Source organism: Vibrio misgurnus (assembly GCF_029635775.1).
GTDB lineage: Bacteria > Pseudomonadota > Gammaproteobacteria > Enterobacterales > Vibrionaceae > Vibrio > Vibrio chanodichtyis.
In genome coordinates this window covers 652,372-677,728 of the sequence record NZ_CP113241.1, presented here as the reverse complement: position 1 = coordinate 677,728, position 25,357 = coordinate 652,372, and the positions used below count along the sequence as shown (strand labels likewise).

At 48.3% G+C, this 25,357-nt stretch carries 25 protein-coding genes; 3 read left to right on the top strand and 22 right to left on the bottom strand.

Translation table 11 applies throughout. The annotated features are described in order from the left end of the window. Positions 1–172: 172 nt before the first annotated feature. From rnhB to rpsB, 15 genes are all read right to left on the bottom strand, one after another. A complete protein-coding gene (gene rnhB / locus OOK74_RS03190; RefSeq protein ID WP_277206230.1) occupies positions 173–793 on the bottom strand; it encodes a ribonuclease HII in 621 nt (206 codons plus the stop codon). Positions 794–811: 18 nt separating this feature from the next. Then, positions 812–1,957, bottom strand: coding sequence for a lipid-A-disaccharide synthase (gene lpxB / locus OOK74_RS03185; RefSeq protein WP_277206231.1), 1,146 nt, complete (start codon positions 1,955–1,957; stop codon positions 812–814). A 160-nt stretch (positions 1,958–2,117) separates the two neighbouring features. Continuing rightward, positions 2,118–2,906, bottom strand: a complete 789-nt coding sequence (gene lpxA, locus OOK74_RS03180) for an acyl-ACP--UDP-N-acetylglucosamine O-acyltransferase (RefSeq protein WP_277206232.1) — start codon at positions 2,904–2,906, stop codon at positions 2,118–2,120. Between the two features lies 1 nt (position 2,907). Then, positions 2,908–3,339: a 3-hydroxyacyl-ACP dehydratase FabZ gene (fabZ, locus tag OOK74_RS03175; RefSeq protein ID WP_206212105.1), complete on the bottom strand. Its 432-nt coding sequence runs from the start codon at positions 3,337–3,339 to the stop codon at positions 2,908–2,910. Positions 3,340–3,447: 108 nt separating this feature from the next. Then, the gene (gene lpxD, locus OOK74_RS03170) at positions 3,448–4,500 is read right to left on the bottom strand and encodes a UDP-3-O-(3-hydroxymyristoyl)glucosamine N-acyltransferase (protein WP_278183252.1); all 1,053 of its coding nucleotides are present in this window, start codon (positions 4,498–4,500) and stop codon (positions 3,448–3,450) included. Between the two features lie 9 nt (positions 4,501–4,509). After that, the gene (locus OOK74_RS03165; RefSeq protein ID WP_274722127.1) at positions 4,510–5,019 is read right to left on the bottom strand and encodes an OmpH family outer membrane protein; all 510 of its coding nucleotides are present in this window, start codon (positions 5,017–5,019) and stop codon (positions 4,510–4,512) included. 14 nt (positions 5,020–5,033) lie between these two features. Beyond that, complete coding sequence (gene bamA / locus OOK74_RS03160) at positions 5,034–7,448, bottom strand: outer membrane protein assembly factor BamA (RefSeq protein ID WP_278183119.1); 2,415 nt, start codon at positions 7,446–7,448, stop codon at positions 5,034–5,036. Between the two features lie 48 nt (positions 7,449–7,496). Further along, entirely contained in the window at positions 7,497–8,855 is a 1,359-nt protein-coding gene (rseP, locus tag OOK74_RS03155; RefSeq protein ID WP_278183118.1) for a sigma E protease regulator RseP, read from the bottom strand. After that, positions 8,852–10,060 (bottom strand): 1-deoxy-D-xylulose-5-phosphate reductoisomerase, encoded by a 1,209-nt coding sequence (ispC, locus tag OOK74_RS03150; protein WP_278183117.1) that lies wholly within the window; start codon positions 10,058–10,060, stop codon positions 8,852–8,854. Before ispC ends, rseP begins: the two co-directional genes overlap by 4 nt. A gap of 48 nt (positions 10,061–10,108) precedes the next feature. Then, positions 10,109–10,951: a phosphatidate cytidylyltransferase gene (locus OOK74_RS03145; RefSeq protein ID WP_274722123.1), complete on the bottom strand. Its 843-nt coding sequence runs from the start codon at positions 10,949–10,951 to the stop codon at positions 10,109–10,111. A gap of 17 nt (positions 10,952–10,968) precedes the next feature. Beyond that, the gene (uppS, locus tag OOK74_RS03140) at positions 10,969–11,721 is read right to left on the bottom strand and encodes a polyprenyl diphosphate synthase (RefSeq protein ID WP_278183116.1); all 753 of its coding nucleotides are present in this window, start codon (positions 11,719–11,721) and stop codon (positions 10,969–10,971) included. Between the two features lie 91 nt (positions 11,722–11,812). Then, positions 11,813–12,370: a ribosome recycling factor gene (frr, locus tag OOK74_RS03135; protein WP_166013479.1), complete on the bottom strand. Its 558-nt coding sequence runs from the start codon at positions 12,368–12,370 to the stop codon at positions 11,813–11,815. Positions 12,371–12,423: 53 nt separating this feature from the next. Next, positions 12,424–13,155, bottom strand: coding sequence for a UMP kinase (gene pyrH / locus OOK74_RS03130; RefSeq protein WP_274722121.1), 732 nt, complete (start codon positions 13,153–13,155; stop codon positions 12,424–12,426). Positions 13,156–13,339: 184 nt separating this feature from the next. Continuing rightward, positions 13,340–14,182, bottom strand: coding sequence for a translation elongation factor Ts (gene tsf, locus OOK74_RS03125; protein ID WP_274722120.1), 843 nt, complete (start codon positions 14,180–14,182; stop codon positions 13,340–13,342). 152 nt (positions 14,183–14,334) lie between these two features. Beyond that, positions 14,335–15,063: a 30S ribosomal protein S2 gene (gene rpsB, locus OOK74_RS03120; RefSeq protein ID WP_166013482.1), complete on the bottom strand. Its 729-nt coding sequence runs from the start codon at positions 15,061–15,063 to the stop codon at positions 14,335–14,337. A 364-nt stretch (positions 15,064–15,427) separates the two neighbouring features. Between rpsB and map the strand changes: the two genes are divergently transcribed. The 3 genes from map (at position 15,428) to OOK74_RS03105 (ending at position 19,618) form a co-directional block, all read left to right on the top strand. After that, positions 15,428–16,270, top strand: coding sequence for a type I methionyl aminopeptidase (gene map / locus OOK74_RS03115; RefSeq protein WP_274722119.1), 843 nt, complete (start codon positions 15,428–15,430; stop codon positions 16,268–16,270). Between the two features lie 104 nt (positions 16,271–16,374). Then, the gene (gene glnD, locus OOK74_RS03110; protein ID WP_278183115.1) at positions 16,375–19,005 is read left to right on the top strand and encodes a bifunctional uridylyltransferase/uridylyl-removing protein GlnD; all 2,631 of its coding nucleotides are present in this window, start codon (positions 16,375–16,377) and stop codon (positions 19,003–19,005) included. A 226-nt stretch (positions 19,006–19,231) separates the two neighbouring features. Next, the gene (locus OOK74_RS03105) at positions 19,232–19,618 is read left to right on the top strand and encodes a DUF3461 family protein (protein WP_277206239.1); all 387 of its coding nucleotides are present in this window, start codon (positions 19,232–19,234) and stop codon (positions 19,616–19,618) included. A 50-nt stretch (positions 19,619–19,668) separates the two neighbouring features. On the opposite strand, the gene pgpA is transcribed toward OOK74_RS03105, so the two are convergent. The 7 genes from pgpA to ribD form a co-directional block, all read right to left on the bottom strand. After that, the gene (gene pgpA / locus OOK74_RS03100) at positions 19,669–20,175 is read right to left on the bottom strand and encodes a phosphatidylglycerophosphatase A (protein ID WP_274722521.1); all 507 of its coding nucleotides are present in this window, start codon (positions 20,173–20,175) and stop codon (positions 19,669–19,671) included. Then, entirely contained in the window at positions 20,172–21,146 is a 975-nt protein-coding gene (thiL, locus tag OOK74_RS03095; protein ID WP_278183114.1) for a thiamine-phosphate kinase, read from the bottom strand. The genes pgpA and thiL overlap by 4 nt, the downstream gene beginning before the upstream one ends. Before the next feature lie 88 nt (positions 21,147–21,234). Next, the gene (gene nusB / locus OOK74_RS03090; protein ID WP_166013488.1) at positions 21,235–21,705 is read right to left on the bottom strand and encodes a transcription antitermination factor NusB; all 471 of its coding nucleotides are present in this window, start codon (positions 21,703–21,705) and stop codon (positions 21,235–21,237) included. Beyond that, positions 21,705–22,175, bottom strand: a complete 471-nt coding sequence (gene ribH, locus OOK74_RS03085) for a 6,7-dimethyl-8-ribityllumazine synthase (protein ID WP_166013489.1) — start codon at positions 22,173–22,175, stop codon at positions 21,705–21,707. Before ribH ends, nusB begins: the two co-directional genes overlap by 1 nt. Positions 22,176–22,442: 267 nt before the next feature. Beyond that, positions 22,443–23,552 (bottom strand): bifunctional 3,4-dihydroxy-2-butanone-4-phosphate synthase/GTP cyclohydrolase II, encoded by a 1,110-nt coding sequence (gene ribBA / locus OOK74_RS03080; protein ID WP_274722519.1) that lies wholly within the window; start codon positions 23,550–23,552, stop codon positions 22,443–22,445. A 35-nt stretch (positions 23,553–23,587) separates the two neighbouring features. After that, positions 23,588–24,241 (bottom strand): riboflavin synthase, encoded by a 654-nt coding sequence (locus tag OOK74_RS03075; protein ID WP_274722518.1) that lies wholly within the window; start codon positions 24,239–24,241, stop codon positions 23,588–23,590. A gap of 4 nt (positions 24,242–24,245) precedes the next feature. Continuing rightward, positions 24,246–25,349 (bottom strand): bifunctional diaminohydroxyphosphoribosylaminopyrimidine deaminase/5-amino-6-(5-phosphoribosylamino)uracil reductase RibD, encoded by a 1,104-nt coding sequence (gene ribD, locus OOK74_RS03070; RefSeq protein WP_278183113.1) that lies wholly within the window; start codon positions 25,347–25,349, stop codon positions 24,246–24,248. Between the last annotated feature and the right edge of the window lie 8 nt (positions 25,350–25,357).

Sequence of the window (25,357 nt, the reverse complement as noted above, 5' to 3'; positions counted from 1 at the left end):
GCAATTGCGCCCTATTCTATACCAAAACGACTTGGAGTTGCAGATAGGCGGCAAGAGAGTGAATCCCCATAAGCATCGATAAACTATGTGATTGAGGAGAACCAACCTAGCCAACACCGCTGCCGCTTCAAGTAGCAAGGGTATTCGTTAATCTGCGTTGGCTTTCAGTTGCTTATTGTCGGCCAAGGGCTCGTTTTACCGGACCAAAGCTTGTACGGTGTTGGGCAATTACGCCATGCTGCTCAATCGCGGCTAAATGTGCAGCCGTCGGGTAGCCTTTGTGCTGAGCAAAACCAAATTGCGGATATTGCTCATCCAGCGCTTGCATCTCTTGATCGCGGATCACTTTGGCTAAAATCGAAGCGGCACTGATTTGTGCTACGCGCAAATCACCTTTGACCACCGCTTGAGCATCCATCGGCAGTTGTGGCACTTTATTACCATCCACCAACACTAAATCCGGCTGCAGCGCCAACCCTGCCACTGCACGCTGCATTGCAACCATCGTCGCTTGCAAGATGTTGAGTTGATCAATCTCTTGCGGCGAACAGCGACCAATTGACCAAGCTAAGGCTTTTTGCTGAATCTCGGGAAACAGCGCTAAGCGTTTTTTTTCGCTGAGTTTTTTCGAATCATTCAAACCGATGATCGGCTGATTGGGATCGAGGATCACCGCGGCAGTGACCACATCCCCGACTAAAGGGCCACGCCCAACTTCGTCTACTCCAGCAATCAAGGTATAGCCGGTGGGGATCTGAAATGGAGGCAGTTCAATGCTTGGTTGTTTGGCCATGTTGGTTTCTCAATCTTATTAATTTTGTTGCTCAATCAAATGCAGTACGGCTTGCGCGGCTTGTTGATCGGCATCTTTACGGATCCATTGATGCATTTCGGTAAATTTGTTCATCAAAGCTTGATTATCACTGTCAAGCAAACGGCTGACTTCATGATAAAGATTGTCGACCGTGCAATTCTCTTGCAGCAGCTCTTTGACCAACGCTTCACCGGCCAAAATATTCGGCAATGAGACATAAGGCGTTTTCAGCAGCCGTTTCGCCAGCCAAGCCGTCAAGGCATTCACACGATAGCCGACCACCATTGGCCGCTTGAGCAACATGCACTCCAAGGCCACAGTGCCGGAAGCCAGCATCACCACGTCAGCCGCGGTGATCACATCCCGCGCAGTATCATCCACCAACACAAAATTAAGCTCTGGAGCAACTTGCTGCCAAGCCTGTTCAAACTCTGCACGCCGTTTGGCATTCACTAAGGCGACCACAAAGCCAAGATCAGGATAACGGGCATGCAGTTTTTGACAAGTGGCGATAAAGGGCTCAGCCAGCAGCTTCATTTCACCACCACGACTGCCGGGCAATACGGCTAACCAACGACGTTGCTGATCTAAGCCGAGTAACTGACGCGCTGCTGATTGATCCGGCTGTAGTGGAAGCGAGTCAGCTAAGGTGTGGCCAATAAACTCGCACGGCACCTGAAAACGATCGTAAAACGCTTTCTCAAACGGTAGAAACGCGAGGACTAAATCGGTGGCTGCCGCAATACCGTGGATCCGATTTTGTCGCCAAGCCCACACCGATGGACTGACGTAATGCACGGTTTTAATGCCCGCTTGTTTGAGGCTCAGCTCAAGGCGTAAATTAAAATCCGGTGCATCAATGCCGACGAACACATCTGGCGGATTAGCGGTGAAATATTTGACCAATTCAGCTTTGACTTTTAGTAACCGTGGCAAACGCCCCAGCACTTCAACCAGCCCCATCACCGCCAACTCTTCCATATCAAATAGAGATTGGCAGCCAAGCGCGATCATTTTCGGCCCACCGATGCCAACAAATTCAGCCTCTGGATAACGTGCACGTATCGCTTGGATCAAGCCAGCACCTAAGGTATCACCGGAGAGTTCACCCGCGACGATGCCGATCCGTAATGGTTTGTTCATCCTATTTCCTCTGGCGTTTTATCTATACCACACCCTATTCGCTACCGACTAAAAAGGCAAAAGACCGCAGCAAAGCAGCGATCTTTTTATAGCTCGGTGAGAGTGTGCAACTCATGAAAGAGCACGAGTTAGCAAGCGGTTAAGCTAACAAACGGTTGAGTTAGCGAATAATGCCACGCTGTGACTGTTGCAGAAACTCAAGGAACAACTGCACGCTAGGATATTGCTCCGCTTCTTGAGCAATTTCTGCCTTAGCTGCATCTAAGGTCAGGCCATTGCGGTACAAAGATTTGTACGCTCGACGAATCGCATGAATTTCCGCTTTTTCAAAACCACGCCGCTTCAGACCTTCCACGTTGATGCCAAATGGCGCGCAGTGGTTACCTTGGGCCATCACATACGGTGGCACATCCTGCACCACAATCGAACCACCACCAAGCATACAGTGGTCGCCAATTTGGCAGAACTGGTGAATCGCCGACATACCACCAACAATCACTTGATTACCAATTTTGACATGTCCGGCTAACGTTGCATTATTGGCGAAAATACAGCGATCCCCAATCACACAGTCGTGGGCCACATGGGCATTGATCATAAACAGGTTATCGCTACCCACCACGGTGATCCCTTGATCTTGCACTGTACCGCGATGCATGGTCACGCTTTCACGGATAGTATTGCGATCACCAATAATCAGTTGCGTATCTTCACCTGCGTATTTCAAGTCCTGACACGCTTCACCTATCGAGGCAAACTGGAAAATACGGTTGAAACAACCAATTTTGGTCGGGCCTTTGACCACTACATGGGAGAGCAATTCGCTACCTTCACCGATTTCTACTTTGCTATCAACAAAACAGAATGGGCCAATTTTAACGTTGGCACCAATAATCGCGCCAGGCTCGACTACCGCACTAGGATGAATTTGGGCAGATTCGTGGATCATATTAAAACTCTCGACGTGCGCATTTAAGTTGAGCGGAACAAACCACATCACCATCAACCTTGGCAATACCATTAAACAGCGCAATACCACGGCGCTCTTTGACAAATTCAACTTCAATCATCAGTTGATCGCCAGGGGTAACGGGTTTGCGGAATTTGGCGTCATCAATGCTAGCAAAATAGTACAGTTCATTTTCTTTTGGTGCGCCAAAGGTTTTGAACGCCAAAAGACCGGTAGCTTGCGCCATCGCTTCTAAAATCAGAACTCCGGGGAAGACCGGCAGTTGTGGAAAATGACCGGTAAACTGAGGCTCATTCACTGACACATTTTTTAGGCCAATTAGGTACTTACCTTCTTGATAGTCGGTCACACGATCAATCAGCAAAAATGGATAGCGGTGCGGCAGAAGCGATTGAATTTCAGTGATATTCATCGTTTTCTTATCAGTATTCAAAATCATCATCCTGTGTATAAATAGATAAATAGGGGGATACCCAACAGCGAAAAGACTCGCAATCTGCGAGCCTTAGTAACCAACCGTTTAAGCTTGGGAGTTATCGGGCTGCTCTTCAGCGGATTGTTCCAGAATTTTTTCCAAAGCTTTCAGTCGTTTATGCATATCTTCAATGCGATGCACTCGAGCGGCAGTTTTACGCCACTCTTTGTTGGTTTGCAGCGGAATACCAGAAGAGTACATGCCTTTCTGCTCAATGCTACGCATCACCATACCCATGCCAGTAATGGTCACACCATCCGCAATCTCGATATGCCCGTTGAGCACACTCGCGCCACCAATAATGCAATACTTACCGATGCGAGTGCTGCCAGCAATAATCGTACCACCAGCTAGAGCACTACCATATCCGATGTGCACATTATGGGCGATTTGCAGTTGGTTATCGATGATCACGTTATCTTCAATCACGGTATCATCTAACGCACCGCGGTCAATCGTGGTACAAGCGCCGATCTCGACTCGATCACCAATTCGCACTGAGCCAAGCTGTGGGATTTTGATCCATTCACCACGTTGGTTGGCGTAACCAAAGCCATCAGCACCAATCACAGTGCCGGACTGAATTAAACAGTCAGCGCCAATCTCTACCTTATGATAGATGGTGACATTCGCCCACAGTTTAGTGTTCGCCCCTAAGCGAGCTTGCTGACCAATAAAACAGCCTGCGCCAATCACCACGTTATCACTAAGCTCAGCGCCGGATTCAATCACCGCATTGGCTCCAATCGAAACGTTGTGGCCTAACTTTGCATCTTCGGCAATCACCGCGCTCGGCGCAATTCCGCAGGCTGGCGCTGGGGTCGAATCCAGCGCCTGAGTCACTTTGGCAAACGCGACATAAGGATCGGCCACCACTAAAGCGTTACTCGGGCACAATTCTCGCTCACTGGCTTTCACCATGACCACGGTCGCTTTACAGTCGGCTAAATGTTTACTGTATTTGGGATTAGACAAAAATGTCACATCACCTTGCTGAGCCTTATCCATTGGCGCAACGGCACTGACTTGTGCATTCGGATCACCGAACAGTTCCCCTGCGGTGATAGTAGCCAATTCGGCTAAAGTTAGTGTGATCATCATGCTCGATTATTTAATGGCTTTAATAACTTTTTCAGACAAATTGTGCTCTGGCTTACCGTATTGCATCGCGCTGGTATCCAATACCACATCGTAGCCTTCTTGCTCTGCCACTTTAGTTACTGCATCTTGGATCACTTTAAACAGCTTTTGTTTTTCTTCTGCTTCGCGACGCGCTGATGCTTCTTCCAACGCTTGGGCTTTGATCTTGTATTTGCTGTCTAACTGACCAATTTCAATCCGCAATTTTTCAATTTCATCTTGGCCCATTAACTGACCATCACGTTTGAGCTTTTCAATTTTGGTTTTGGCATCGGCTTGAATAGATTGCAGTTCTGCCGCTTTATCTTTGAACTCATTTTGCATTTTTTGCAAAACCACTTCACGCTGCGGCAGGGCCTGAAACACTTGGGCAGTGTTAATGTAACCAATTTTTTGTGCCGCTTGCGCCGCATTCGCCAACATCGATGAGCTCAAAATAACCAAACCCAATCCGGCTGCTTTCATCATATTGTTCAAATTATGTTCCTCTCCTAGAAGGTTCTTCCAATCGTGAAGGTGAAGAATTCTTCGTCATCGCCTTCATACTTTTTAATCGGTTTAGCCAATGCAAACACTAACGGCCCCATTGGTGAGACCCACTGCAGCGCCACCCCATACGAGGCGCGATAATTCGTGGGATCTGAATAGTCATAGTAATACTGGTTACCGTAATCGGCACCACGCTCGCGATAATCGAACTCGGTATCCCATACGCTAGCCGCATCAACAAACACACTGGTACGAATTTGGTTGCGCGCCTCATCAGAGGCAAATGGGGTTGGTACAATCAGCTCGATACTGGCTAAGCCAATCGCATTACCACCGACTGAATCATCGGTTGCGGTATCACTACCATTGTTGGAACCGGAATGATCACGGTAAACCGCTTTCGGCCCTGCCGAGTTTGACCCAAAACCACGCAAAGAGGTAAAGCCACCGGCGTAGAAGTTCTCATAGAATGGGAATAGGTTATCTTGACCATCGGTCTGTCCATAGCCATTGCCATAACCTAACCGACCACGCAGCAACAGAGCAAACTCATGCTTTTTAGTCAGCGGGAAGTATTGGCGCACATCGTATTGCAATTTGAAATACTGCGCATCCGAACCCGGCACGGTCATTTTATAGAACAGACGCTGATAGTTACCGGCTGTCGGGAAGTAACCACTGTTGAGGTTGTTACGTGTCCAAGCCAAGTTAAAATCAAAATCGTTGGTCAGTAAATTACCATCATCATCCAGGTTACTGGCTTGCGCGATCAGGAATTTCTCCACTTGCAGATACGGGGTTAAATTACCGATCTTGTTGTGGGTATAACCAATCCCAAATTCAAAACGATTCAATTCATCAAATGGGAAGCCCCAAGTCAAACTCGCGCCATAACTTTCATTGGTATAGTCAACAATTCCCGCCTCAGAAGCTTCAAATTCATTGTAGAAAACCTTACCACCCAAACTGACCCCATCAAGGTTCCAGTACGGATCGCGATACTCTAAGGTTAAGTTTTTCTGATAATCGTTGATCATCGCGTTCACGCCGACCCGATTACCTGAACCTAAGAAATTGTCTTGTTCTAAACCAATTTGGAAACTGACCCCAGATTCGGTACCGTAACCGACGCCGAAGTTAATATTGCCTGAGTTCGCCTCTTTAACGCTGTAGACCAAATCAACCTGATCTTCACTGCCCGGCACACGAACCGTCTGCACATCCACCGTTTCAAAGAAACCTAACCGGTTAATCCGCGCTTTACCGGTTTCAATGTCTTTAGAGTTGAGCCACGCACCTTCCATCTGGCGCATTTCGCGGCGCAACACTTCATCACGAGTGCTGTTATTACCGACAAACCGAATATCACGCACATAAATACGCTTACCGGCTTCAACATCGACTACCAGTGAGACTTGCTGGGTTTGATCATCAAATTCAGGAATGGTCCGCACTTGTGGGTAAGCATACCCTGCCTCACCAAGCACTTTCTTGATGCTCTCTTCTAAACGTGTCACTGCCGAACCGTTATAAGTTTCACCGATCTCAAACGGGATCAGTGCGCTAAACTCCGCCTCTTTGCCTTTCAGTTCACCACGGAACTGTACTTGGCTTACTGTGTATGGTTCGCCTTCATTGAGGTTGAGTGTGATATACACGCCTTTCTTATCTGGCGAGATCGCCACTTGCGTACTATCGACCTGAAATTTTAGATAGCCGCGATCAAGGTAGTAGGTGCGCAGTGCTTCAATATCGCCAGCCAGCACTTGCTTTTGATATTTGTCATCGGACAGGAAATTCCACCACGCAATATCCACATTCAAGTTAAAGCGTGACAGCAGCTCTTTATCGCTAAACACTTGGTTGCCGATAAAGTTGATTTGCTGGATCTTGGCAGAAACCCCTTCGGTAAAGACAAACTTAAGGTCGGCACGATTACGCGGTAGTGGCGTAACCACCGCTTGCACCGTCGCATTGTACTTACCGACACTGTAATAGAAATCTTCTAGGCCTTTTTCAATATTGCTCAAGGTCGTGCGATCTAACGCTTCGCCAACCCGAATACTGGAAGCTTCTAGATTTTGCTTAAGCTGCTCTTCTTTGATCGCCTTGTTACCAGAAAATGAAACGCTGGCAATCGTCGGGCGTTCTTTGACTTGCACGACCAAAATATCGCCATTACGCAGCACTTTGACATCTTCAAAGTTACCAGAGGAATAGAGCGCTTTAATGATATTCGCCACATCTTGCGTATCGACACTATCGCCAACCCGCACCGGCATCCTCAGCAAAGCCGCACCCAAGGCGACCCGCTGTAGACCGTTGATTTGAATATCCTGTACCACAAATTTTTCGGCCGCATTGGCTGACACGCTGGTAGCGAGCAATGTCGCGAGTAGAATCTGTTTCATCGCCATATTGTTTTGAGTTCTTCCTTACTGCAACGGTTGCCTAATGTTTATCGATCACAGGCGAGTAAAATCATTAAAGATTGCTACGGCCATTAAAGAGAAAATGATGGCACCACCAATCCGGTAACCCATTTCCTGCACCTTTTCTGGTACTGGGCGACGGATCACCGCTTCAATCATGAAAAACAGCAAATGCCCACCATCGAGCATCGGCAGCGGCACCAAATTAATAATGCCAAGGTTAATACTGATCAGGGCTAAAAAGCCTAAAAAGTAGACAAAACCAAAATCTGCGGTCATCCCCGCCCCTTTGGCGATGGAAATTGGCCCGCTGAGGTTATTTAGCCCCACATCACCGACCAGCAGTTTTTTTAACATGCTAACGGTGAGATTGATCACTTGGCCACTTTTCTCAACCGCTTTGCCAAGCGACTCAAATACACCAAATTGCAATTCAAATCGATAGTTTTGCGGCCATTCTGCGACTTTAGGTGCGATTCCCGCAAAACCGATCACTTTTCCTTGCGAAAGCTCTCGACTATCGGGGGTGAGCCACAGTTCAACTTGCTGCTCCGCGCGCAGTACCAATACGGCGATCGGTGTATTCGGGTGACTTTGAATAGCCGTCACCACTTGTTGCCATTCACTGATCGTCTGACCATTAATTTGCAACAAAATATCGTCAGCTTGCAGCCCAGCCCGCTCACCTGCCCCTTGGGCAGTCACATTGGCTAATTGGTTAGAAATTTCCGGCGTAAACGGCTTAAAACCAAGTGCCCTCATAGCAGACTCTGTTTCAGGGTCAAAGTTCCAATCACGCAGATTAATTGTCTTGATTTGCTCATGACCCACTTCTTGTGCGCTGGTCACGGTCAAGGTCAAACTGGCATCGCCAATATGGCCGATCAGCCCCATATTGACCGACTCCCAATCTGGCGTATTGACACCAGAAACGGCTTTAATTTGCATGCCGGGTTCGAGACCCGCTTGCGCAGCGATTGAGTAAGGTGTGACTTCACCAATCACAGGTTTCACTGCGGGCACACCAATCATAAACATCAGCCAGTAGGCAAAGATGGCAAATAGAAAATTGAACAATGGTCCAGCACTGACAATCGCAGAGCGCTTCCACAACGATTGTTGGTCAAACGCCATGCCTTGCTGTTCTGCCGCGACTTGATCCACTCGACCATCCAACATCTTGACGTAGCCACCGAGTGGGATCATCGCCAGCGAATATTCGGTACCATCACGACCCGTTCGTGACCAAATCGATTTACCAAAGCCGATTGAAAATTTTTCCACTTTAACGCCGCAGCGTCGCGCGACCCAAAAATGTCCAAATTCATGCACCGCGACTAAAATACCCAACGCGATGATAAAGGAGATAAAGTTCCAGAGAATGTCGTTCATACTTGGCGCTCTGTTATGGCTTGGTGGGCAAAATGTCGGGCCATTGTATCTAGCTCAAGTAGGCTTTCCAAGTCTCGGTAATCGAACGGCGTGTGGGTTGCACAAACCTTAGATAAAACCTGCTCATTGATCCGCGCGATGTCGGTAAAGCGAATCTGCTGCTTTAAAAAAGCCTCTACCGCCACTTCATTGGCGGCATTAAGTGTAGTGGTCGCATGCTGGCCGATAAAGCAAGCCTCCATCGCCAGTTGCAAGCAAGGGTAGCGAGCATAATCCACCTCCATAAACGTCAATTGTTGTATGCGGGTGAAATCAAGGGCTGGTACTCCGGCGGCAATGCGCTGCGGATAGGCTAAAGCATAAGCGATCGGCGTGGCCATATCCGGCTCTCCCATCTGCGCCAGTACCGAGCCATCTTTGTACTGTACCATCGAATGGATCACCGATTGAGGATGGATCAGCACCTTAAGCTGCTCACGCGAGGTATTAAACAGCCATTTCGCTTCAATATACTCAAGACCTTTGTTCATCATGGTCGCTGAGTCGACGGAGATTTTCGGTCCCATGGACCAGTTTGGATGCGCGATCGCCTGTTCAGGCGTGACTTGATCAAGCTGTGCCACATCACTGTAGCGAAATGGGCCACCCGAACCGGTCAATAAAATATGTTCAATACCGTGCTGCTGTAAATCACAGCGTCCGAGCTCAACTTGAATCTCACTCGGTAGACATTGGAAAATGGCATGGTGCTCGCTATCAACCGGGATCAGCTCCGCACCGGATTGAGCGACAGCATCAATAAACAGTTGGCCAGACATCACCAACGCTTCTTTATTGGCTAACAGTACCCGCTTGCCCGCCTTGACCGCCGCCATGGTCGGCAATAACCCCGCCGCGCCGACAATCGCTGCCATCACGGTATCCACCTCATCCAGCGCGGCCACTTGGCACATCGCGGATTCACCGTACAACACCTCGGTGGCCATCGGCTGTGATTTGAGTAATTGTTGTAACTCTGCAGCCGCTTGGGCGCTGGCCATCACTGCGTACTTAGGTTGCCATTGGCAGCACAGTTGGTACATTTTGGCCACATTGCCGCCAGCAACTAAGGCGACGACCGAAAACTGCTGTGGATTTTGTGCTAGCACTTTGAGGGTGCTGGCTCCAATTGAACCGGTGGCACCTAAAATGGTGAGTTTACGCATAGTGAAGATCGCTGTTATTCACAGCAGGCTGCTTAAGCAGCCTGATGATTAGAATAAAAAATAGAGTAGAGCAAACACTGGGAACGCGGCCGTTAGGCTATCAATTCGATCCAAAATGCCGCCATGCCCAGGAATAATATTGCTGCTGTCTTTAATACCAGACACTCGTTTAAACATGCTTTCAACCAAATCACCCAATACCGAAATCACTACGGTGATTAAAATGATCAGCAACATGCTAACAGTGGAACTGAATGGGATCGCAAACCATTGGGCGGCCCAATAACCGACCAGCATCGCCATCACAATCCCACCGATTAAGCCTTCAATAGTCTTATTCGGGCTGACTGCGGGAGCCATTTTATGTTTACCGAAGCTTTTGCCGACAAAATAAGCACCACTGTCAGCCGCCCAGACCAGAAAACAGACGAACAGCACTAACTTCGCGCCATAAAAGGGATCGCTGAGGTAAGAGTGCGCGCGTAAAAACACCACGCTCCAGAAAAAAGGCAACAGGGTGAGCAGGCCAAATACATGCCGTACACTGCTCGAAGGTTCCCAACAGGGACGCGAACGAGGATAGGTCAACGCGAGAAGACTCGAGACTACCCACCAGACACTGCCGATCATCAACAGGGTCAAATGGGGAGTGGCCATCTGGCTGATGCTCGGTAATTCAACATTGATCAAAGCAAGGCTAAGTCCACCAAACAGCAAAGCAGGCAGCATAGATAATGGGCGCGAAGTTTGGTTAACGAACTGCGTCCATTCCCAAAATCCAAGTAACGTGACCACGGCAAGTGCCACCATAAACCACGATAAAGGCAAATAAATAATGCCCAAGATCACCAAAGGCGCGAGAACAAGCGCAGTAATGATTCGCTGCTTCAAATTGAGAAGTCCTATATTCAGTTTTCCATCAATGCCTTGATTTGTTCACCGGTACAGCCGAAACGGCGTTCACGGTTAACAAACCAAGTCACTGCTTCAATTAGGCAGTTTTCATCGAATTCAGGCCAGAAGACTGGCGTAAAATACAATTCTGCATAAGCGAGTTGCCAAAGCATAAAGTTGCTAATTCGGCACTCACCGCTGGTACGGATCAGCAAATCAACCTCTGGCAGATCGGCCATGGTTAAATGTTGCTGAATCATCGCCTCATCGATTTCAGTCGGCATCAGCTCGCCTTGCGCCACTTTATTGGCTAACGCTTGAGTGGCTTGCAAAATATCCCACTGCCCACCGTAGTTAGCGGCAATGTTGACCACCATGCCAGTATTGTTGGCGGTTAACGCTTCAGCTTGCGCAATTTTGGCTTGTAGATGATCGCTAAAGCGGCTTTTATCGCCGATCACACGCAGACGCAAATTGTTCTTATGCAGTTTCTTAATCTCGGAGGAAAGCACCGTGATAAAGAGCTCCATCAGCACCCCAACCTCTTCCTCAGGGCGACGCCAATTCTCACGGCTAAAAGCAAATAGAGTGATAGCTTGAATACCAAGGCGAGCGGCGGCTGAAATGGTTTTACGTACCGCAGTAACGCCATTTTTATGACCGAATATCCGCGGTTTTCCCTGTGCTTTCGCCCAGCGGCCATTGCCGTCCATAATCACAGCAATATGCTTAGGCAATAATTCCTTGGGAATAGATAGATTTTGCATAAGAAACACAATAAACAATCAAAGAGGCGCAAGAGTAGCATAAAAAAACGCTGGGCTGCGAGCACAGCGTTTTGTTCGCTAGATCAGACGATTAAACTTCCATCAGCTCTTTTTCTTTAGCCGCAAGAACTTCATCAATCTTCTTCACTGCCGCATCGGTCAGCTTCTGAATTTCTTCTTGTGCGCGACGCTCATCATCTTCTGAAACTTCTTTATCTTTCAGTAGACCTTTCAGATCGTTGTTCGCATCACGACGAATGTTACGCACCGCAACTCGGCCACCTTCCGCTTCACCACGCACGATTTTTACCAGATCACGACGACGCTCTTCGGTCAGTGGTGGCAGTGGTACACGGATCAGGGTACCGGCTGACATTGGGTTCAAACCCAGATCAGACATCAAGATCGCTTTTTCAACTTTTTGCGTCAAATCGCGATCGAACACGGTGATCGCCAGCGTTCGTGCATCTTCTGCAATCACGTTAGCAACCTGATTAAGTGGAGTTGGAGCGCCGTAGTAATCAACCGAAATACCCGACAATAAACTTGGATGAGCACGGCCAGTACGGATCTTCGATAGGCCATTTTTTAGTGCTTCAACACTTTTCTCCATACGCTGCTGCGCATCTTTTTTGATCTCATTAATCACAATATCACCTTAATTCTTGTTTTCGTTTTGAGAGCGTTGGGTTGCAAAGACAATTACTGTGCATCGCTGATCAGTGTGCCTTCCGCTTCACCCATCACGACACGACGCAGCGCGCCAGGCTTGTTCATGTTAAACACACGAATCGGCATTTTATGGTCACGCGCTAGAGTAAACGCCGCCAAATCCATCACTTTCAGCTCATTATCAAGCACGTCGTTGTAAGTCAGCTTATCATACAGTTGTGCTTCTGGGTTGGCTACCGGGTCAGCACTGTAAACCCCATCCACTTTGGTTGCTTTGAGAACCAGATCTGCTTCAATCTCAATCCCACGCAAACACGCCGCAGAGTCAGTGGTGAAAAATGGGTTACCGGTTCCTGCAGCAAAAATGACCACACGGCCTTGACGCAGTTCACGAATCGCATCAGACCAGCTGTAGTCGTCACACACACCATTGAGTGGGATCGCTGACATCAAACGCGCATTCACATAAGCTCGGTGCAGTGCATCACGCATCGCCAAACCATTCATTACTGTCGCCAGCATCCCCATATGGTCACCCACCACGCGGTTCATTCCCGCTTTAGCCAGGCCAGCACCACGGAATAGGTTACCCCCACCAATCACCAGTCCTACTTGCACGCCCAGTTCAACCAGTTCTTTTACTTCCTGAGCCATACGATCAAGTACGGTAGGATCAATACCAAAACCTTCCGTGCCTTGTAGCGCTTCACCACTGAGTTTTAACAGAATACGTTGATAAGCGGGTTTAGGATTCGTTGTCATGGGAGTTTCCTTCCAAAGAGAGTTGAGGATTAACAGTCATGAATAGACTTGAGCCAGCGCTTAAATCTATTCATCACGATTAATCGCGACATCATAGCTAACCATCGACCAATTCGTCGTGAAAAGATAGTCGTGAAAAGACCGCAGCCATGGCCACGGTCTTTTAGTGAGCAATCGGCTAGGATTAACCTTTTACCGCCATCGCTACTTCTTCAGCAAAGCTTAGGCCTTCTTGTTTCTCGATGCCTTCACCTACTTCTAGACGTACGAATGCAGAAACAGTTACACCTTTATCCGCAAGAATTTCGCCAACAGTTTTCTTTGGTTCCATAACGAATGGTTGACCAGTCAGAGAAACTTCGCCAGTGAATTTCTTCATACGGCCTTCAACCATTTTCTCTGCGATTTCTTTTGGCTTGCCTTCGTTCATAGCGATACCAACTTGAACTTCACGCTCTTTAGCCACCACTTCAGCAGGAACGTCATCTGGCGTCAGGAATTCTGGACGAGAAGCCGCTACGTGCATTGCTACGTGTTTCAGAGTTTCAGTATCCGCAGAGCCTGCAACCACAACACCAATACGATCGCCGTGGCGGTAAGTTGCCAGAGCAGCGCCTTCAACGTACTGAACGCGACGGATGTTGATGTTTTCACCAATTTTTGCAACTAGAGCAACGCGAGTTTCTTCAAATTGTGCTTGTAGTTCTTCGATAGAAGCTTTAGAAGCCAGAGCCGCGTCAGCCACTTGGTTAGCAAATGCAACAAAGTTACCGTCTTTGGCTACGAAGTCAGTTTGGCAGTTAACTTCAACCAGAGCAGCAACGCCTTCGCCTTCTTTGATGATGATGGTGCCTTCAGCAGCGATGTTGCCCGCTTTTTTAGCAGCTTTAGCAGCACCACTCTTACGCATATTTTCGATTGCCAGCTCGATGTCACCGTTAGTTTCAACAAGGGCTTTCTTACATTCCATCATACCCGCGCCAGTACGCTCGCGCAGTTCTTTTACTAGAGCAGCAGTAACAGCCATTCTCTATTCCTCAGTTAATTCTGGATTGGATAAAATTTGAGGGCCTACATTATCGGCCCCCAATGCTAACTATAACTTGGTCTATGCTGCACTATTATGGCGAATAACGCCGAATGTGGCAGATAGCACCTAAGTTTGACTCAGAGCCGAGATTATTCCGCTTCTACGAAACCGTCTTTTTCTGCTACAGCAGCTACGTCTTTGTTACGACCTTCGTTGATCGCTTCAGCCGCTGCATTCAGGTACAGTTGAACAGCGCGGATCGCGTCGTCGTTACCTGGGATGATGTAGTCAACGCCATCTGGGTTAGAGTTAGTATCAACAACAGCAAATACTGGAATACCTAGGTTGTTCGCTTCTTTGATAGCGATGTGCTCGTGATCAGCGTCGATAACGAACAGAGCATCAGGCAGGCCGCCCATATCTTTGATACCACCAAGAGACTTTTCCAGTTTCTCCATTTCGCGAGTGCGCATTAGAGCTTCTTTCTTAGTCAGCTTTTCAAAAGTACCGTCAGTAGATTGAACTTCCAGCTCTTTCAGGCGTTTGATTGACTGACGAACTGTTTTCCAGTTAGTCAGCATGCCGCCCAACCAGCGGTTGTTAACGTAGTATTGGTTGCTTGCTAGAGCTGCTTCTTTAACAGACTCAGACGCTGCGCGCTTAGTACCTACAAACAGAACTTTACCTTTTTTGTCGCCAACTTTTACCAGCTCAGCCAGAGCTTCGTTGAACATAGGTACAGTTTTTTCTAGGTTGATGATGTGTACGCGGTTACGAGCACCGAAAATGAATTGCTTCATTTTTGGGTTCCAGTAACGAGTTTGGTGACCGAAGTGTACGCCCGCTTTCATCATATCGCGCATTGATACAGATGCCATTTTAAAATCCTCTATGGGGTTAGGCCTCCACATTCCCCACGTATCCGACCCCTTAATTGGAGCACCCCGGAACGCGTGTCGAAATGTGTGTGATTTAAATAATTAGGTTTGTGGCTCCCGACCCTTTTCGCCAATCTGGAGAATAAGGACCCGGATTCCGGCGCGCTTTATACCATATTTTGGCCTAATGTGGCTAGTAAAAATTGTCGTCCGTTAAGCTGAATAGTACTTTTTAACTCGCGATCATCGTTCAGTTAACCAAGGATTTTGGCTCAGTTCAGCCTGTCTCCTTGCGCTTCATCTGTCCATTGTTACAATAGCGCCACTCGCACCTTGTGTGCTCACCCGTGAGTAGAGAAAGCTGATGTCTATAAAAATCAAGAATGCCGTAGAAATTGAAAAAATGCGCGTTGCTGGCCGCTTAGCTGCTGAGGTTCTGGAAATGATTGAACCTTACGTGCAAGCAGGCGTAACCACCGAAGAATTAGATCAGAGATGTCATCAGTACATTACTGAAGTGCAAGGCGCAATTCCGGCACCACTGAATTATCACGGCTTTCCTAAATCGATCTGTACCTCAATCAACCATATTGTGTGTCACGGCATTCCTGCTACTCAAGACAGCCAGTTTGGCCAGCTATTGCGTCCAGCGGTATTGCGCGATGGCGATATTCTCAATATTGATATTACCGTGATTAAAGATGGCTACCACGGCGATACCTCGAAAATGTTTGTAATTGGAGAAGCCTCGATTGAAGACAAACGTCTGTGCCATGTCGCGCAAGAGTGTCTGTATCTGGCGCTGAAACTGGTGAAACCGGGGCTACAACTGGGTGAGATTGGTACCGCAATCGAAAAACACATCAAGACCAATAATAAAAACAATCCACGCTTTAAGTTTTCTATCGTCCGTGATTATTGCGGCCATGGCATTGGCGCTGAATTCCATGAAGAGCCACAAGTGGTGCACTACAAAAATAGTGATCGCACTGTGTTGCGTGAAGGGATGATTTTCACCATTGAACCGATGATTAACGCCGGTAAGTTTGGTTGCCGCTTAGATGATCAAGACAATTGGACCGTTTATACCGCCGATGGCAAAAAGTCAGCCCAGTGGGAACACACGATTTTGGTCACCGCGAATGGCTGTGAAATTCTCACCCTGCGCCAAGATGAAACGCTACCACGACTGCTAAATAACGCTTAATTCGTGCTGGCTTAAAAATATCCCTGCTCAGTCAGGGATATTTTTTTATTGGCTCTCATCTGCTAGATTGACACCATTCGTGTTAACGCCTGCATGGACGCGCTATGCCGTATCAATCACCACTGACCTTTCAACCCGACCAACTCACCGTTGACAGTTTAAAGCAACAGTTGGAAAGTTTTACTGAGTATCAAAAACAGGCTTTTTTCAATCATCATCCGATCACCGACCTTGTACTTGGCCGCTCAGAATATATGGATTTATTGCTGCACCGCCTGTGGCAATTTTTTGGCTTCGATCAACTACTCGAAGTCAGCCTGATTGCAGTCGGTGGCTATGGACGCGGAGAACTGCATCCGCTGTCAGATATTGACTTGCTGGTGCTTTCACAGCAGCCACTCAGTGAGCCGGTCGCCAATAAAATCAGTCAGTTTTTAACCCTGTTGTGGGATCTAAAATTAGAGATCGGCCATGCGGTACGCACCGTTGAACAGTGTGCGGAAATCGGCAAAACCGATTTAACCGTCGCCACCAATTTGCAAGAAGCACGCTTACTCTGTGGCTGTGCGGCCACCTTTCATCAACTAAAAATGGTCATTCACTCGGAATCCTTTTGGCCAAGTGAGATTTTCTACCAAGCTAAAGTGCAAGAGCAGAAAACACGTCATGCTCGCTATCACGATACCACCTACAATTTAGAGCCGGATATTAAATCAACTCCGGGTGGGCTGCGCGATATTCACACCTTAAGCTGGATCGCTCGTCGCCATTTTGGTGCTACCTCGCTGTATGAAATGAGCCGCTTTGGTTTTCTCACCGATGCAGAATATCGTGAGTTAGTTGAGTGTCAAAATTTCCTATGGCGAGTACGCTTTGCACTGCACATTGAACTCAAACGTTACGACAATCGCTTAACCTTCGCTCATCAAGTACAAGTCGCTCGTCATCTCGGCTACTTTGGTGAAGGTAACCGTGGCGTAGAAATGATGATGAAAGAGTTTTTCCGCACCCTACGCCGGGTCGCCGAACTCAACAAGATGCTGCTGAAAATTTTTGATAAAGCGATCTTAAATAATGGTGAAGAAGCACCTGCCGTGGTGATTGATGACGATTTTCAACGCCGAGGCAATCTGATTGAAGCGCGCAAACCAGCCCTGTTCCAAGCGCGCCCTGAAACCATTTTGGATATGTTTTTGCACATGGCTAATGATTCAAGCATCGAATCCGTTGCCCCTGCCACCCTGCGCCAACTGCGCACGGCTCGCCGCCGTTTGAATAAATTTTTGCATACCATTCCAGCCGCACGAGAAAAATTTATCGAGCTAGTGCGTCATCCTAATGCGCTGCATAAAGCATTCAGCCAGATGCACAAATTAGGGGTACTCGCCGCTTATTTGCCACAATGGCATCAAATTGTCGGCCAAATGCAGTTTGATTTATTCCATGTTTATACGGTGGATGAGCACAGCATGCGTCTACTCAAACATATTCATCTATTTAGTGACATAAACAATCACGATCGCCACCCGATTTGCTGTGAAATTTACCCCAAAATTCAGAAAAAAGAGTTATTGATCCTCGCGGCAATCTTCCACGATATTGGTAAGGGCCGCGGCGGTGATCACTCGGAGATTGGTGCAAATGAAGCGTTTGATTTCTGTATTGAGCACGGGCTATCAAAACCGGAAGCGAAGCTAGTCGCTTGGCTAGTGAAAAATCACCTATTAATGTCAGTCACCGCTCAGCGTCGTGATATTTACGATCCGGATGTGATCATCGAGTTTGCCAAAAAGGTGCGCGATGAAGAACGTTTGGAATATTTGGTGTGTCTGACCGTGGCCGATATCTGCGCCACCAACCCTGAGCTGTGGAACAGTTGGAAACGTACCCTACTTGCCGAGCTGTTCTACTCCACACAACGGGCTCTACGCCGTGGTTTAGAAAATCCGGTCGATGTGCGTGAGCGTATTCGCCACAATCAACAAATGGCGCTGGCACAATTGCGCAAAGAGGGCTTCACTAGCCGTGAAATTGAAGTGTTGTGGCAGCGCTTTAAGGCCGATTATTTCCTGCGCCATACCCACCAACAAATTGCCTGGCACTGCGCCCATTTATTACGCCATAGTGACCCCAACCAGCCACTGGTATTACTAAGCAAAAAAGCCACCCGTGGTGGGACTGAAGTGTTTATCTATACCAAAGATCAAGCGGCGTTATTTGCAACCGTGGTAGCCGAGCTTGATCGGCGCAATCTTAACGTGCATGACGCACAGATCATGGCCAGTAAAGATGGTTATGTGCTCGATACCTTTATGGTGCTGGATCATAACGGGCGGGCAATTGAAGAATCACGCCAACAAGCCTTGATCCGCCACCTCGTGCATGTGCTAGAAGATGGCCGCCCAACCACTCAAAAAACACACCGTATTCCGCGCAATTTACAACACTTTAAAGTCAAAACTCAGGTCGATTTTCTGCCGACTAAAAGCAAAAAACGCACCTTAATCGAATTTGTTGCACTCGATACTCCGGGATTACTGGCCACGGTCGCCGCCACCTTTGCCGAGCTCAATCTTGACCTACACGCGGCCAAAATCACCACCATTGGCGAGCGAGCGGAAGATTTATTTATTCTGACTAACTCACAAGGCACCCGTCTCAATGACACTGAAGAGCAGCAACTACGCGAAACACTGTTCAACAATGTGGCTCATTTAGCGCCAAGTGCTCAGTAATAGCCAGCCCAAGCTCCGCTATTACCACGTGAGCGGAATTTGGATGCGATCTTGAGCACAACTTGACGATTAAAGCGCTTTTCTCGTTCGGCGACTGCTAGAGTCAATAGAGCGCATGCGCCAAACCCGATCCCGCTGACCAGCCATATTCAGCGTACACTTGGGGACCCGAGCTGGTGCAGTGTTGAAATGTTAATGCCGTTTGATGTTAACCAAGAGGTCGCCTATGTATCCCTATTTGCTTGGCTTGGGTATCAATGACCCGAGCCAAATTGAACGCTATTCCCTGCGTCAAGAGGCTCACGCCGATGTGCTAAAAATTTATTTCCAAAAGCAAAAAGGCGAGTTATTTGCAAAAAGTGTTAAGTTTAAATATCCACGGCAAATCAAAAAGCTACTGATCGATAGCAACCATCAGCAATACAAACAAGTGACAGAGATTAATCGGAATTTGACGCTGGTGATCGATGAGCTGAACAAGATCACTTCACCACAAGTGATGAGTGACATTGATTTAAAACAGAAAATCCTCAATGACTTACGCCATTTAGAACAGGTCGTCACCCACAAAATTGCCGAAATTGAAGCCGATTTACAAAAGTTAGCCAATTAAATTAAAAGCTACTTATTACACGGCCGGTTCCCGGTCTGGGAACCGAGCCATTAATTAAGCCAGCCCGCCCAATGACCGAGCAAGCCTAGACTGATCGCCGCCATAATACCGGCGACGATATCATCCAGCATTATGCCCAAGCCGCCATGTACCCGCTGATCCAACCAACTGATCGGCCAAGGTTTAAGCATGTCAAAAAAACGAAACAGTACAAAGCCGCCCACCAGCCATCGCCAATCAAACACCGGTAATTGCCACAGCGGTACAATCAGCATGGTGATCCAAAATCCAGCAAACTCATCCCACACGATCGAGCCGTGATCGTGTACCTGCATATCATCAGAGGTAACTTGGCAAATTTTAATTCCCACCCAACTGGCGATCACAATGACGCCTAGATACCAAGCCAGCGGCAGGTGAGCGAGCAGCAGATACAATGGCACTGCCGCTAAGGTGCCGATGGTGCCGGGCACCATTGGTGCTAAGCCACTACCAAAGCCGGTGGCCAGCAAATGCCAAGGATTGCTTAAGGATATTTTACTGCGTGGATCGCTCATACTTTCCCCTTGAAATGCTCATAGCCAGCCAATTGCCAATCGAGTTTTTTGCCTTGATTATGCAGCTCAAAAGTACCCGCGGGACGAATTTGGCCAATACAAGTCACTTTAGTGCCACAGTGCGCTAGCGCATGAGCTAATGAACCGCGGTTTTGCTCAGGAATGGTAAAACAGAGTTCGTACTCTTCGCCGCTGCTCAACGCATACTGCTGTGCAGTGGTCACATCACCGACAAACTGTAGTAACTCTTTCGACAGTGGCAGCAAGCTGACATCAATACTCGCTCCAACATTTGAGCGGCGTAAAATATGCGGCAGATCCGCGATCAAACCATCAGAAATATCAATCGCAGAGGAAGCCAAATGCACTAAGGCTTGCCCAGCAACAATACGCGGTGTGGAGAGATAATGGCGCTGCTCAAGAATATCGGCAAATGGTCGCTGACGTTTTTCTGGCTGCAAAATTACTTCTAACCCAGCCAGGCTATCACCCAGATCGCCTGTGACATACAACCAATCACCGATTTTCGCCCCGCTACGTAGCATAGCTTGCTCTTTGGGTAAGAAACCTTGCACGGTGAGGGTAATGCTAAGTGGCCCTTTGGTAGTATCACCGCCAATCAACTGCACATTGTAATAATTGGCTAACTCAAAAAAGGCCGCGCAGAATGGCTGTAACCACGCTTCATCAATCTCCGGCAGAGTCAGCGCCAGTGATACCCAAGCGGGTGTTGCGCCCATCGCCGCGAGATCGCTCACGTTAGAGGCTAATGCTTTATGTGCCACCCAAGCAGGATTGGCATCGGCCAAAAAATGAGTGCCCGCGACTAAGGTATCGGTACTGATCGCAATACGCGAATTTTCCGGTACTTTGACAATCGCACAGTCATCACCCAGCGCTAAGTGCACATCTTTACGTTGCGTTTGCCGGTTAGCAAAATATTTATCGATTAAATTAAATTCACCCAACATTCACTCGACTCTTTGGTTGCCATGCCAACAAGCGGCCGCTCATTAAGAAAAAAGGTCAGCAACTGCTGACCTTCTGGTGGAAAACGAATTACGCTTTCTTACGTACGTGCGGTGCGGCTTTATCTAGCACACCGTTAACGAATTTATGGCTATCTTCTGCGGCAAACACTTTTGCCAGTTCAATCGCCTCGTTAATCACCACTTTGTAAGGCACATCTTCACGACGTGTCATTTCATACATGGCCAAACGCAGCAGCGCCAGTTCCATCATGTCCAGATCTTGCATTGGACGAGAAACAAAAGGACGCAGTTTGCTGTCAAGTTCAGTGTGGTTCAGTACCACACCGGCCAACAGATCACGGAAATAAGAAACATCGGTTTCAGGAGCAGCAAGAGCTGGCTCAGCGGCACGATGTTGTTCTTCATCGTATTTACCACTGGTTAGAAATTGCTCTTCAATAGTCGCAACATTCTCTTTAGTAATTTGCCATGAATAAATTGCTTGTAGCGCAAATTGACGTGCATTACGACGTGCGGCTGGTTTCACACTGGCCCCCATTAGGAATCAATTTCAGAAAGAACATTAATCATCTCAAGTGCGCTCAGTGCTGCTTCAGCACCCTTATTACCAGCCTTGGTTCCTGCGCGTTCAATAGCTTGATCGATAGTATCGACAGTCAATACACCAAATGCGACCGGAAGACTAAATTCCAGAGACACTTGGGCCAGACCTTTATTCATTTCACTGCAAACATAGTCAAAGTGCGGTGTTCCACCACGGATAACACAACCCAGAGAGACAATCGCATCGTAGTCGCCAGTTTTGGCCACACGCTGGGCAACCAATGGCAGCTCAACCGCACCTGGGCAACGCACCACCGTAATGTTGTCATCACTGATCTGACCGTGACGCTTAAGAGTATCGATCGCACCAGAAAGTAAGCTCTCATTGATAAAACTGTTGAAACGAGAAATCACAATCGCAATTTTCGCCTTTGGTGCTGGGAAACCACCCTCGATAACTTTCATAAGCTTTCCTTTAACTCTATTCATCAAGTGAGAATCGCCGGATTCTAGCACAATTTTGTGAGCAATATCTAACATAAATTTGAGCTAACACCGCGCACGGCTCTCAAGGCAGCACGCGGCAAAACGCCGATTAAATATCCCCAAATATCTTGACGTTGTAGGTAAACGGCAACTGAATTCATCCCCATGAGCATAGACCGACGCTATGCTTGGGATAAACGAACGTCGCTAATAGAGCTACAACGTCAAGTAGCAAGGGAATAGCGATTACTCGCAGACGTACTCGACCACATTGAGACCAAAACCGCCCAATGCGTGGTACTTTTTGTTTGGTGAAGAGAGCAGACGCATCTCTGTGACCCCTAGATCGGCGAGGATTTGCGAACCAACGCCAACCCGACGTGAAGTACCTTGTTTTTTCGCCATCGCAGGGGCTTCACCCTTATCTTGCAGCTCAAACATTTTCACCCGATGCAGTAACAGATCGCTCGACTCTTCACTGCCTAGGATCACCAACACACCGCCTTGTTGACCAATCCGTTGCATCGCAGTCGCCAGTGGCCAACTGCGCTCTGCCGCTCGGTTGCTGTGCAACAGATCAGTAAAGGTATCTTGCAGATGTACGCGCACCAACGTTGGCGCGCTGGCAATATCGCCTTTGCGCAAAGCGAAGTGGATTTGCTGATCAATCATATCGCGGTAAGTCACTAACTCAAATTCGCCATACTCAGTCGGCAGTTTGCACTGTGCGACACGCTCAATCGTGGTTTCAGTGTGATTACGATACTCAATCAGATCGGCAATCGTGCCCAGTTTCAAACCATGTTTTTCAGCAAACACTTCCAAATCAGGGCGACGTGCCATGGTACCGTCATCGTTGAGAATTTCAACAATCACCGATGCGGGCTCAAGACCCGCGAGGCGAGCAAGATCACAACCGGCTTCCGTGTGCCCTGCGCGAGTCAGCACGCCACCATCTTGCGCAGCCAGCGGGAAAATATGCCCCGGCTGAACCAAATCGGCAGCTACCGCCTCTTTAGCAACCGCGGCTTGCACGGTGCGCGCGCGATCGGCAGCGGAAATGCCTGTCGTCACCCCTTCTGCCGCTTCAATTGATACGGTGAAATTGGTGGTGTACTGGGCATTGTTATCTTGCACCATAGGATTTAATCCTAAATGGCGGCAACGCTGTTTGGTCATGGTTAAGCAGATCAGACCGCGACCATGGGTCGCCATAAAATTGATCGCCTCTGGGGTAATGTGCTCAGCGGCCATGATCAGATCGCCTTCATTTTCACGATCTTCATCATCCATCAGGATAACCATTTTGCCCTGACGAATATCTTCAATAATTTGTTGTGGAGTGCTAATTGGCATGGTGTCTGTCCTATCGTTATCGGTATGTGCCGAGATTAAGCAAAACCGTTTTGCTGCAGAAAATCCATCGTCAGGCGAGATTGAGGTTCGCTTTCTGATTGGCCTTGTAGCAAACGTTCCATATATCGGGCCAGTACATCGACTTCCAGATTGACTCGGCGACCGACTTGAAACTGATCCATGGTCGTTTCCGCGCTGGTATGAGGAACAATCGTCAGTTTAAATGCATTTTTGCGCAGATCATTGACCGTTAAGCTGATCCCATCGACGGTGATCGAGCCTTTTTGGGCGACGTATTTGCTCAGTTCGGCCGGCATATTCACCCACAGTTCAACCGCGCGTCCAACCGGAATACGTTCCACAATTTCGCCGACACCATCAACGTGTCCAGATACGATGTGACCGCCAAACCGAGTGGTCGGTAACATGGCTTTTTCCAAATTGACCCGATCGCCGACTTGGTAATTGGTAAAACCGGATTTGTTCAACGTTTCCAGCGATAAATCGGCACTGAAACTACGCCGATCAAACGCCACCACGGTTAAACACACCCCATTGGTGGCAATACTATCCCCCAATTTGACATCGGCCATATCCAACTTGCCAACTTCAACACTGATGGTGACATCATTGCCTTTGGGGATGATCGCGCTCAGCTTGCCGACCGCTTCAATAATTCCTGTAAACATAGTGCTAATCTTTTGATGTTGGGGTGGCAATGATGCGCAGATCGTTGCCAACCATTCGACAATCTTCAATTTTGAGTTCAATGGACTCGGCCATTTGCGTCAAACCCAGTGCACCAAATAAACCACGGCCATCGCTGCCCATCAGTTTCGGTGCTAAATAGAGAATAATTTCATCCACCAATTTTTGCTCAATCAAGGATTTCGCCAATTGGCTACCCGCTTCTACCCACACTTGATTGACCTGATGCTGCTGCGCCAACTGAGTCAACAGTTCGCGCAAATCAAGCTGGCCATGGTCGGCGGCGACACAAAGGTCGGCATTCTCGCTGGCCACTCGCAGCACGGGGGATCGAGTTTGATATAAGGCTAACTCAGGATATAACTGATGCTGGCGATCCAAAATTACACGCACTGGCTGACGTAAATCCGCTGCCGAATATTGCGTTTGTATCGACGGCGGTAAATCGTGCCAACGTACCGCCAACGAGGCATTATCGCTAAGCACGGTTTGACTGGTAGAAAGAATCGCACTGGCTTGCGCGCGAAAAACTTGCACATCTTTACGTGCCGCTACAGAGGTGATCCACTGGCTTTGGCCATTGGCTAGCGCGGTTTGTCCATCGAGACTCGCCGCCATTTTGAGCTGCACATAAGGCATGCCCGTCTGCATACGTTTGAGAAAACCACGGTTCAATGCACGCGCATCGGCTTCTAGCAGACCCACTTGCACTTCAATCCCCGCCTCACGCAGCATCTGTACGCCGCGTCCTGCAACTTGCGGATTAGGATCTTGCATCGCGCAGATCACTTTCGCTACTCCCGCCTTAATCAAACCTTCGGCACAAGGTGGGGTTCGCCCATAGTGCGAGCATGGCTCAAGCGTTACATAAGCGGTCGCACCGCGAGTAAGCTCGCCCGCTTGGCGTATGGCATGCACTTCCGCATGTGGCTCTCCGGCTTTTTTATGCCAGCCTTCACCGACAATCTGTGCATCGCGGGTGATCACACAGCCAACATTCGGATTCGGCGCGGTAGTAAAACGTCCACGCTGAGCCAATTGCAGCGCGTGGGACATCATTTGATGATCAAAAGAGGTAAACATAGACATAGTCACGC